This is a genomic window from Brevibacterium sp. UCMA 11752, from assembly GCF_021532235.1.
In the GTDB taxonomy this organism is placed as follows: domain Bacteria; phylum Actinomycetota; class Actinomycetes; order Actinomycetales; family Brevibacteriaceae; genus Brevibacterium; species Brevibacterium antiquum.
Genome location: NZ_JACBOS010000003.1, coordinates 4,201,310 through 4,213,301 on the forward strand (window position 1 = coordinate 4,201,310; position 11,992 = coordinate 4,213,301).

Annotated in this window: 3 protein-coding genes and 3 rRNA genes; 1 reads left to right on the forward strand and 5 read right to left on the reverse strand. The window is 58.3% G+C overall.

Annotated features, from left to right (window positions below; genetic code table 11):
- Nucleotides 1-391 precede the first annotated feature (391 nt).
- Both HU144_RS19015 and HU144_RS19020 read right to left on the reverse strand, forming a co-directional pair.
- On the reverse strand, nucleotides 392-2,593 hold the full coding sequence (locus HU144_RS19015; RefSeq protein WP_442862668.1) for an ABC transporter ATP-binding protein: 2,202 nt from the start codon (nucleotides 2,591-2,593) through the stop codon (nucleotides 392-394).
- Between the two features lies 1 nt (nucleotide 2,594).
- Nucleotides 2,595-4,328: an ABC transporter ATP-binding protein gene (locus HU144_RS19020; RefSeq protein WP_235352741.1), complete on the reverse strand. Its 1,734-nt coding sequence runs from the start codon at nucleotides 4,326-4,328 to the stop codon at nucleotides 2,595-2,597.
- A 229-nt stretch (nucleotides 4,329-4,557) separates the two neighbouring features.
- Between HU144_RS19020 and HU144_RS19025 the strand changes: the two genes are divergently transcribed.
- Nucleotides 4,558-5,697, forward strand: coding sequence for a DUF6882 domain-containing protein (locus HU144_RS19025; protein WP_235352629.1), 1,140 nt, complete (start codon nucleotides 4,558-4,560; stop codon nucleotides 5,695-5,697).
- 846 nt (nucleotides 5,698-6,543) lie between these two features.
- Here the strand turns inward: HU144_RS19025 and rrf are convergent.
- The 3 genes from rrf to HU144_RS19040 form a co-directional block, all read right to left on the reverse strand.
- Nucleotides 6,544-6,662 (reverse strand): 5S ribosomal RNA (gene rrf / locus HU144_RS19030).
- Nucleotides 6,663-6,820: 158 nt separating this feature from the next.
- A 23S ribosomal RNA gene (locus HU144_RS19035) occupies nucleotides 6,821-9,933 on the reverse strand.
- Between the two features lie 436 nt (nucleotides 9,934-10,369).
- Nucleotides 10,370-11,897 (reverse strand): 16S ribosomal RNA (locus HU144_RS19040).
- The 16S, 23S and 5S rRNA genes sit together here, the layout of an rRNA operon.
- Between the last annotated feature and the right edge of the window lie 95 nt (nucleotides 11,898-11,992).

Here is an 11,992-nt window from a genome sequence, read left to right on the forward strand (position 1 = left end):
ATCCTTCCAGAGATCTGCGTGGCTGCCATGTTCGGTGATGAAATGGACCATACGTACGTAGTTAGCGGGTGGCGACTTTTGGTCTTTTAGTTCATGACGGAAATGTGATTGAGAAATTCCACAATGTTTATCCGTTCGAGACATCAACCTGGTCCGAGGAACGGTCCGCCCTGCCTCTTTCGGTGCTGGTTCCTCCCCCACCTCGGCTTTCTCTCCCGGCACAGCACCAGGGACAGCGTGAGCGCTGAGACGAGCCCATGTCACGATTGTGCAGAGACGGTCATCTGGGGCCGATAATCGTTACCTTCGACATGAATTGACTTCGGCCCCCACAGCCGAAGCTGCAGGGGCCGATTCGCCCGTTGCGACCATGTCATCAGTCGCAATGGGTTCAGGTGTCTGTGACCGTGTCGTCCTTCAGCCCTCTCGGGGCGCGCCCGCCGTCGTGACTTCCTTCCGCAGACTCGGCGTCGTCAGCGCCATAGGCGCCATCAGCGGCATCCATGTCGGTACGATCCTCGACGAGGATTCCGATCTCGGTCTCTGACTCAGCGAGCACCTCGGCGGTGAATTGCTCCTCCGCGTCCTCCCCACGGAACTGTGACATGTAGAGGCGGTAGTACGCTCCTTCCGCGTTCAGCAGCTCCTCATGGTTGCCGTGTTCGACGATGGCTCCATCCTCCATCACAAGAATGGTGTGGGCATCACGGATCGTCGACAGGCGGTGCGCGATGACGAACGATGTTCTGTCCGTTCTCAGAGCAGCCATGGCCTGTTGGACGAGAACCTCGGTACGGGTGTCGACCGAAGATGTCGCCTCGTCGAGGATGAGCAATGACGGGTCGGCGAGGAACGCCCGCGCGATCGTGATGAGCTGGCGTTCACCGGCAGAGACGCTGCCACCGTCGGAGTCGATGACCGTGTCGTATCCATCGGGGAGCTGTCGTACGAAGCGATCGACCATGGTTGCCTGTGCGGCAGCCATGACCTCTTCGTCCGTCGCGTCGAGTCTGCCGTACCGGATGTTCTCTCGAATGGTGCCTTCGAACAGCCATGCGTCCTGGAGCACCATACCCACGTGGGATCGCAGGTCTGCTCGGGTCAGGTCCTGGGTGTCGGTGCCGTCGAGGTAGATGTGGCCACCGGTGATTTCGTAGAAGCGCATCACCAGGTTGACCAAGGTGGTTTTGCCTGCCCCGGTCGGTCCGACGATGGCCACCGTGTGACCTGGTTCGGCCGTGAACGAGACCTTCTCGATGAGCGGAGTGTCCTCGGTGTAGCGGAAGCTGACCTCGGAGAACTCGACCCGGCCCGGGGTACGCTGCGGCAGCGTCTCCTGCGCGTCGTCGGGTTCTTCCTCCTCGGCATCCAGCAGTTCGAATGTCCTCTCCGCCGAGGCGACACCGGACTGCAGCATGTTCGCCACTCCGGCCATCTCGGAGATCGGCTGGGAGAACTCACGGGAGTACTGGATGAACGCGGTCGCGTCACCCAGCGTCATCTGCCCCGAGGCCACTTTCAGGCCGCCTGCGACAGCGATGAGCACGTAGCTGAGGTAGGACACGAACTGCATCGCCGGCATTATCATGCCCGACACGAACTGCGCACCTGCCGAGGCCTTGTACAAAGACTCATTGCGACGGTCGAACTCTTCGAGCATGATCTCGTCGCGGCCGAAGGCGCGGACCACGTCGAGACCGGAGAACGATTCTTCGACGTGTCCGTTGACTTCGCCGGTGTGTTTCCACTGCGCCTTGAACATCTTCTGCGACCGAGTGCCGATGACTCCGGCGATGACCGCGGAAAGCGGAAGCGCGATGAGTGCCAGCAGCGCCAGCTGCCAGGACACGATGAACATCATCACGCCGATTCCCACAATAGTCAGTGCGGACTGAACCAGTTGAGAGAAGGCCTGCTGCAGTGCCTGCTGGATGTTGTCGACGTCGTTGGTCACCCGCGACATCACATCGCCGCGCTGCCTGGTGTCGAAGTATCGCAGCGGCAGCTTGTTGATAGTGCGTTCGATGTCTTCCCGGAGCCGGTAGACGACCCGCATGACGAGGGCGTTGAGGATGTAGCCCTGCGCCCACATGAGCATCGAGGCCACGAGGTACATGAGGAGGACGACGATGATGATCTGTCCGAGCGCGGTGAAGTCGATGCCCTGGCCGGGAACAACGTCGGCGGTGGCCAGCATATTGGCGAAGTCGTCTCTGCCTTCAGCACGCGCCCCGGCGATGATGTCGTCGATGTTCGCACCAGCAGGCAGCTGTGACCCGATGACGCCGGAATAGACGATGTCCATCGCCTTGCCCAGGACCTTCGGCGCGATGACGGTGAGGACGACCGAACCGATGACGAGCAGGACGACGTTGATGAGCCCGAGCTTCTCGGTTGCCATCAGTCCGAACAGTCGTTTGACCGAGGGCCAGAAGTGCTTCGCCTTTCTCGCCGGGGTGTCGCCGAACATGTCCCCGTCGTCGCCCTGCGGCAGGTAGTCCTCGTCGACGGACTGTGTCGCGTCGGGGTCAGCGGTCGTCGTTGCCGCCGAGGTGTCTGACGCCGTTGACTCGTTGGATTCCTGGTGCGTCATGTCAGTTCACCCCTTCCGTGGCCAGCTGGGATTCGACGATCTCCTGGTAGGTCTCATTCGCATCCACAAGCTCCTCGTGTGTTCCCCGGCCGACGATCTTGCCCTCGTCGAGGACGATGATCTGGTCGGCATCCCGAATCGTGGAGACTCGCTGAGCCACGACCACGACTGTTGAATCGCCGGTGGTTTCGTCTAGGGCGCTGCGCAGCCGGGCGTCGGTGGCGACGTCGAGAGCCGAGAACGAGTCGTCGAAGACGAAGATCCTCGGCTTGGCGGCCAGAGCTCTGGCGATGCAGAGCCGTTGTCGCTGTCCGCCGGAGAAGTTCGTGCCACCCTGGGCGACGCCTGCCTGAAGCTGGTCGGTCTTATCGGTCACAAAATCCGTTGCTTGGGCCGTCGTGAGCGCTTCCCACAGATCGGAGTCATCGGCGAACTCGTTTCCGAACCGGAGGTTGGAGGCGATCGTGCCGGAGAACAGATACGGCTTCTGCGGCACCAGACCCACCAGCTGTGCCAGCTGATGCCGGTTGAATGCGCTGACGGGAACACCGTCGATGAGCACGTCTCCTGACTGCGGGTCGAGCAGACGGGGGATGAGGTTGACGATGGTGGACTTGCCGGCACCTGTGGCGCCGATGATCGCAGTCGTCGTGCCCGGCTGTGCGGTGAAGCTGAGGTTCTCAAGAACGGGAACCTCGGCTCCGGGATAGCCGAAGGTGACATTGCGGAACTCAAGCTCCCCTCGGCGCGGGAGTTCGTCGACGCCCTTCGGGATGATCATGGACGAGGTGGAATCGAGGACTTCGGAGATGCGCTCAGCGCAGACGACGGCGCGGGGAATCATCATCATCATGAACACACCCATCATGACGGCCACGAGGATCTGCAGGAGGTACTGCAGGAAGGCTGTGAGTGAACCGACTTCCATCTGGCCTGCGTCGACGCGGTGGCCGCCGAACCACAGCACGGCGGCGGTGGCGAGGTGGAGGATCATCATGATCGCCGGGAACATGAGCACGAAGAGGTTGCCGACCTTGACCGAGGTCTCTGTCAGTGCCCGGTTGGCGTCGGCATAGCGGTCGGCTTCGAAAGGTTCGCGCACGAACGCACGCACGACCCTGATGCCGGTGATCTGTTCGCGGAGGACTCCGTTGATGTCATCGACCTGTTCCTGCATCCGTCGGAACAGCGGCATGAGCAGGTAGACGAGGATGCCGACGACGATGAACAGCGCTGGCACGGACACCCATACCAGCCAGGACAACCCCACGTCCTCGCGCAGCGCCATGATGATTCCACCGATGCACATGATCGGCGTGGAGACCATGAAGTTCAGGGTCATGAGCACCAGCATCTGGACCTGTTGGACATCGTTGGTGTTACGGGTGATGAGTGTGGCGCTGCCGAACCTGCCGACCTCCAGCGTCGAGAGCTCGTCGACCTTGCTGTAGATGGCCCGACGCAGATCCCGCCCGACGCCCATGCCCGTGCGGGCACCGAAGAAGATGGCAGTCACAGCGGTGACGACCTGGACAAGGCAGACGATGATCATCGTCATTCCAGTCGACCAGATGAAGTCGGTATCGCCCTTGGCGACTCCCTGGTCGATGATCTGCGCATTCAGGCTCGGCAGGAATAGAGCCGCGATGGTCGCAGCCAGCTGGAGGACGACGACGAAGACAATGTAGAGCCAATAGGATCGAGCGTATTTCAGGGACAGGCGTAATAGGGCCACGGTGGACATCCAGAGATGTGAGTAGTTCGCGAAAAGGCGTTGAGAAATTCAAAAGCGCAACAGGCAATCTTACATGCATTCTCCTTCCTGGCAATAGGTCGAACCCGACTCTCAATTCGTTACAGTTCACCACACGCCACTGACATGACCCGGCGAAACCAGCTCCGACCTGGGCGGTGGCTCCGCGTGCCTCCTCGATAATCGGGCCCACACCTCTAGTCTTGAAATCATGAGCACAACTTTGCAGGACCTCGTCAATCGCGCCGTCTTCTTCTCCACAGAGATGCAGACGCACTTCGGCGCACTCATCGCCGATGCCGAATGGGAGGTCGATTTCACCTCCGACCCGCATCTCACCTTCACCTCCTCAGAGGGGACTGTCCTGCGTGGTCGCCCGCACCTGCTCGGCTCGGAGTCGAACGGGCAGAGCACGTGGCTGTGGGGATGGGAGAACATCAACGAGTTCCCCGAGCCCGTCGTCTCTCTCGCTCACGACGTGCGCAAGTTCGGCGCCGCCGAGGATGTCGCTGAGCTGATCACGGAAGAGCTCCCCCTCGATGAGGAGCTGGCGCTGCGTCTGACCCTCGCGGCGAAGGAGATCACCGGCAAATGGGCACACTACCCGGCTGCAGCGGGTGCCGGTACGACTGTCTGGCTCCTTGTCGACGCTCCGGAGCTCACACTTCCCGAGCCTCAGGTCAAGACAACAGTGCGCGCCCTGATGCAGGGGCTGACGCAGACAACGGTGACTGACCATCGCGCCGCGCTTGTGGCGTATGTGAGCAAGCGGGGCATCCCCACCGCGGAGTTGCCCGAGGGCGCGCTGCGTCTGCTCTTCGCTGATGGTTCGGCCGATCTGTCCTTTGACGAAGAACGCCGGATCTCCAACTGCGAGATGGGTGCCCCGCTTGAGGGTGAGGCAGCCCAGCAGTATGCACAGGCCACCGGGGCTTCCTTGACAGACCAAGAATCCGTTGGAACTCCTGCCGCGGAGGCCGCTGCACAGCCGGCTCCCCCTGCACCGAGCCCGGCTCCTGAAACCGCTGCCTCCGGCGCAGGTTCGGCCGCCGCCCCATCGATGGATTCGACACCTGGGTCGTCGCCAGTGGAGTCCACCACCGAAACCTCCCACGAGACCGCCCCGACCCCATCCCCCGCCGAGGCGGGCCCAGGTGACGAGCGCGACTCCGATTCTTCTCGTCCCGCACCCGAGACGGGGTCCGAGCAGCCGCCCGTCTCCGAACCACAGCCAGCGGAGTCCTCGGCTGACAAGGGGCAGGACGGCGATCGCCAGCTGGAGGAGCAGGAGACCAAGGCTGAGGAGCCGAAAAAGAAGAAGGGGCTGTTCTCGAAGCTCTTCGGACGTTGAGCTGCGGGTAGTCCAGGTCAGGGTTCTAAGTTGAGTGAAGACGGGAATCCGGTGAGTCTGAACTCGCCGGGTTCCCGTCTTCGTATCTCAGATCGATGGCCGCTGATCCGTCTTTCGTCAGTTGACCGAAGGCTGCTTGGATAAGGAGAGGTCCGGCCAAGCGTGTGATCGCCAGGAAGATGCGGTTCGTCGATACCGGCCGTGCCTCGGTCGACCTTGTCCGCTTGCACGTTTAGAAGCGACAGAGCCTTGGCAGGTTGGCGATGCGTTCGATGATGCCCTCAACGCGATGATGCCTGAGAGCGGCTTGACGGGCTCGTCGAAAATCAGATTGAGCAGGAACACGACAGTCATGCCGAACGCGGCGAGGAGGGCTCCCAGCCGCGCGGTGGGATGGAACGGCTACGACCTCTGCGAGACCAACGAGGACCTGCACGCTCGGAGAGAAGCCCATGAAGCGCCGGGCCAGGCATAGGGGGCTCATCTCGAAGTGTTGCACGAGAGCGGCCAGTCAGATGCGGAGGAGCCAGTGCCCCGTCCAGAGCAGTCGAACAGTGATCACTCGCGGCTTGCTGGGGACGCTTCTGTCGGTGGCTTCCACACGCTACGCGTATGACGCATGGTGTCCGGTACGGCCGTCGGAGTCGTCGCTCGAACCTGCCTGCCACCCCATCAACGTGAATATGAAAAAAGGGGGTCATCCCGCAACACACGAGACAAGCCCCAACACAACCCACAACAGGGCATGAATACAAGAAAGGGGCCACCCCACCAAAGTGGAATAACCCCCATGAATGCAGGAAGGCCACCCTGTCAACGACAGGATGGCCTCCCCATTAAAGAATATTGCGGCAGTCACTTACTCTCCCACAACCACCAAGTTGCAGTACCATCAGCGCGAATGGGCTTAGCTACCGGGATCGGAACGGTTAACCGGGCGTTTCCCCACCACTATCACCACCGCAAAACCAACAAACCACCACCACCCGAACAACCAAATGCTCAAAAGGGTGGGTAGCGGTCCAAGAACCGTACAGCGAACGCGAACACCATCATGCAACATGACCCGTTAAGTCTTATAAAACCCGTAAACGTTACTCGCACACACCAACCAACAAAATGGTTGTATGAGTGATCGGCGTATTAGTACCAGTCAACTCCACACCTCACAGTGCTTCCATACCCGGCCTATCAAACCCATAATCTATAGGACACCTCACCCCCACAATGGGGTTGGAAATCTCATCTCGAAGCAGGCTTCCCGCTTAGATGCTTTCAGCGGTTATCCTTCCCGAACGTAGCCAACCAGCCATGCACCTGGCGGTACAACTGGCACACCAGAGGTTCGTCCGTCCCGGTCCTCTCGTACTAAGGACAGGCCTCCACAAATTTCCTACGCACGCAGCGGATAGGGACCGAACTGTCTCACGACGTTCTAAACCCAGCTCGCGTACCGCTTTAATGGGCGAACAGCCCAACCCTTGGGACCGACTACAGCCCCAGGATGCGACGAGCCGACATCGAGGTGCCAAACCATGCCGTCGATATGGACTCTTGGGCAAGATCAGCCTGTTATCCCCGAGGTACCTTTTATCCGTTGAGCGACCACGCTTCCACAAGCCATGGCCGGGTCACTAGTCCCAGCTTTCGCTCCTGCTCGACACGTCCGTCTCACAGTCAAGCTCCCTTGTGCACTTACACTCGACACCTGATTGCCAACCAGGCTGAGGGAACCTTTGGGCGCCTCCGTTACTCTTTAGGAGGCAACCGCCCCAGTTAAACTACCCATCAGGCACTGTCCCTGAACCCGATCAGGGTCCGAAGTTAAGAAATCCAGTATAGTCAGAGTGGTATTTCACTTGACGACTCCACCACCACTAGCGTGATAGTCTCACAGTCTCCCACCTATCCTACACAAACCACACCGAATCCCAATACCAAACTATAGTGAAGGTCTCGGGGTCTTTCCGTCCTGCTGCGCGTAACGAGCATCTTTACTCGTAATGCAATTTCGCCGAGTTCGTGGTTGAGACAGCAGAGAAGTCGTTACGCCATTCGTGCAGGTCGGAACTTACCCGACAAGGAATTTCGCTACCTTAGGATGGTTATAGTTACCACCGCCGTTTACTGGGGCTTAAATTCTCCGCTTCACCCCCAAAAGGGTTAACGAGTCCTCTTAACCTTCCAGCACCGGGCAGGCGTCAGTCCGTATACATCGACTTACATCTTCGCACGGACCTGTGTTTTTAATAAACAGTCGCTTCTCTCTGGCCTCTGCGACCACCACCAGCACATCCAGGAGCAAGTCCTGTTCACCGGGATGGTCCCCCTTCTCCCGAAGTTACGGGGGCATTTTGCCGAGTTCCTTAACCACGATTCTCTCGATCACCTTAGTATTCTCTACCTGACCACCTGTGTCGGTTATAGGGTACGGGCAACACACAACCTCACGCCGATGCTTTTCTCGGCAGCATAGGATCACCAGATCACCCCACCAAAATGGGGCGCCCATCAGCTCTCACACTCAAAGTGGGGACGGATTTACCTACCCCCACGTGCTACGACCTTAGACCACGACTACCATCGCGTGGCCTGGCTACCTTCCTGCGTCACACCTCGCGCTTACCGACTCCACACTCAGGTCCTTGCCAACTCGCCAACATCACATCCGAAGACGCAAAGGACGAGCCAGAAAGTTAGTATCATGTGTTTTGGTATTGACGGTTGAATGTCGGTACCAGAATATCAACTGGTTGTCCATCGACTACGCCTGTCGGCCTCGCCTTAGGTCCCGACTTACCCAGGGCGGATTAGCCTAGCCCTGGAACCCTTGGTCATCCGGTGGACGGGTTTCTCACCCGTCTTTCGCTACTCATGCCTGCATTCTCACTCGTACCGGCTCCACCACTCGTTCACACGGCGACTTCACTGCCAGCACGACGCTCCCCTACCCAACACCCCACCATTACGGCTTCAGGGGTGCTGCCACAACTTCGGCGGTGTACTTAGCCCCGCTACATTATCGGCGCTCAATCACTTGACCAGTGAGCTATTACGCACTCTTTCAAGGATGGCTGCTTCTAAGCCAACCTCCTGGTTGTCTTCGCAACTGAACATCCTTTCCCACTTAGCACACGCTTAGGGGCCTTAGTTGATGGTCTGGGCTGTTTCCCTCTCGACAATGAAGCTTATCCCCCACTGTCTCACTGCCACGCTGAACCTTACCGGCATTCGGAGTTTAGTTGACGTCAGTAACCCGGTGGGGCCCATCAGCCATCCAGTAGCTCTACCTCCGGCAAGAACCACGCAACGCTGCACCTAAATGCATTTCGGGGAGAACCAGCTATCACAGAGTTTGATTGGCCTTTCACCCCTAACCACAGGTCATCCCCTCCATTTTCAACTGAAGTGGGTGCGGGCCTCCACGCGCTCTTACACACGCTTCACCCTGCCCATGGCTAGATCACTCCGCTTCGGGTCTAGGACACGCGACTCATTCGCCCTATTCGGACTCGCTTTCGCTACGACTACCCCTCTCGGGTTAACCTCGCCACGCACCGCTAACTCGCAGGCTCATTCTTCAAAAGGCACGCCATCACCCCAACAAGGAGGCTCTGACGGATTGTAAGCACATGGTTTCAGGTACTATTTCACTCCCCTCCCGGGGTACTTTTCACCATTCCCTCACGGTACTATCCGCTATCGGTCATCAGGAAGTATTTAGCCTTACCAGGTGGTCCTGGCAGATTCACACGACATTCCACGAGTACCGTGCTACTCGGGGACATGCACAACGTCGGGGTCACATGTTTCGTCTACGGGACTCTCACCCACTGCGGTACTGTTTCCCACCAGCTTCGACTACACGCAACACACATCAACGTCCCCACCATGCTGGGTGAGACACGCATACCCCACAACACCCTGTCAGCAACACCAGCACGCTTGACACTGACACGGTTTAGGCTCTTCCAGTTTCGCTCGCCACTACTCCCGGAATCATATTTTATTTTCTCTTCCTACGGGTACTGAGATGTTTCACTTCCCCGCGTTCCCTCCACACATCCTATATATTCAGATGCGGGTCACCACACTCTCATGTGGCGGGGTTTCCCCATTCGGAGACCCTCGGATCACAGCCCGTTTATCGGCTCCCCGAGGCTTATCGCAGATTTCCACGTCCTTCATCGGCTCCTGATGCCAAGGCATCCACCATGCGCTCTTACACACTCATACCAACCACTTTCATGGTCGATGATTGTGTGCGCGAAAAAAACACTTTCGGATTTCACAAGAAAAATCACATTACATAACAACACACCACTGGTGTGTTGTTGATGCTCGCGTCCACTATACGATTCTCAAACCACTACCAAACACCACCCACACCCACAACGACGAAGCGCTGTGACTATGGTCTGGGTCGGTCCGTTAGATGAAACCACCACACCACACACACTCGCAGCCACAAAGAAGGACTGTGTTGTGTGGGGCCTGTGATTCCAGGACCCAATAACGTATTCATTCATATCCACCCACCAACACGCTCACACGAGGCACATACCTCGAAGACCGCTGTGTGGACGAGCCAGATAGGGATGTTCCACCCTTGAGCTGCCCAACCAGCATCACGAATGGATGCTGCGTTGGGGTTCTGATGTGTGCTCCTTAGAAAGGAGGTGATCCAGCCGCACCTTCCGGTACGGCTACCTTGTTACGACTTAGTCCCAATTGCCAGTCCCACCTTAGACGGCCCCCTCCACAAGGGTTGGGCCACCGGCTTCGGGTGTTACCGACTTTCGTGACTTGACGGGCGGTGTGTACAAGGCCCGGGAACGTATTCACCGCAGCGTTGCTGATCTGCGATTACTAGCGACTCCGACTTCACGTAGTCGAATTGCAGACTACGATCCGAACTGAGACTGGCTTTAAGGGATTCGCTAAAACCTCGCGGTCTCGCATCTCTCTGTACCAGCCATTGTAGCATGCGTGAAGCCCAAGACATAAAGGGCATGATGATTTGACGTCATCCCCACCTTCCTCCGAGTTGACCCCGGCAGTCTCCTATGAGTTCCCACCATCACGTGCTGGCAACATAGAACGAGGGTTGCGCTCGTTGCGGGACTTAACCCAACATCTCACGACACGAGCTGACGACAACCATGCACCACCTGTACACCAACCTCAAAGAGGAGGACCTGTTTCCAGGACGGTCTGGTGTATGTCAAGCCTTGGTAAGGTTCTTCGCGTTGCATCGAATTAATCCGCATGCTCCGCCGCTTGTGCGGGCCCCCGTCAATTCCTTTGAGTTTTAGCCTTGCGACCGTACTCCCCAGGCGGGGCACTTAATGCGTTAGCTACGGCGCGGAGAACGTGGAATGTCCCCCACACCTAGTGCCCAACGTTTACGGCATGGACTACCAGGGTATCTAATCCTGTTCGCTCCCCATGCTTTCGCTCCTCAGTGTCAGTTACAGCCCAGAGTCCCGCCTTCGCCACCGGTGTTCCTCCTGATATCTGCGCATTTCACCGCTACACCAGGAATTCCAGACTCCCCTACTGCACTCTAGTCAGCCCGTACCCACTGCACGCGCAACGTTAAGCGTTGCGTTCCACAGCAGACGTGACCAACCACCTACGAGCTCTTTACGCCCAATAATTCCGGACAACGCTTGTACCCTACGTATTACCGCGGCTGCTGGCACGTAGTTAGCCGGTACTTCTTCTGCAGGTACCGTCACCCCAAGGGGCTTCTTCCCTGCTGAAAGCGGTTTACAACCCGAAGGCCGTCATCCCGCACGCTGCGTCGCTGCATCAGGGTTTCCCCCATTGTGCAATATTCCCCACTGCTGCCTCCCGTAGGAGTCTGGGCCGTGTCTCAGTCCCAGTGTGGCCGGTCGCCCTCTCAGGCCGGCTACCCGTCGTCGTCTTGGTGAGCCATTACCTCACCAACTGATAGGCCGCGAGCCCATCCCCAACCGAAAAAACTTTCCACAAACCAAAGATGCCTTAGGTTGTCATATCCGGTATTAGACCCAGTTTCCCGGGCTTATCCCGAAGTCGGGGGCAGGTTACTCACGTGTTACTCACCCGTTCGCCACTCATCCACCCACAGCAAGCTGCGGGCTTCAGCGTTCGACTTGCATGTGTTAAGCACGCAGCCAGCGTTCGTCCTGAGCCAGGATCAAACTCTCCATAAAAAAATTATGTTACGAATGAATCCCAGCAAGACAGCCAACACTACGGTCACGGGGTGACCGCGGTCAGCTTAAAAAAATCATGTCCACACACGCTG

Coding starts and splice junctions, on each gene's coding strand:
- HU144_RS19025 (WP_235352629.1), top strand. CDS start 4,558: ATGAGCACAACTTTGCAGGACCTCGTCAATCGCGCCGTCTTCTTCTCC.
- HU144_RS19015 (WP_442862668.1), bottom strand. CDS start 2,593: ATGACGCACCAGGAATCCAACGAGTCAACGGCGTCAGACACCTCGGCG.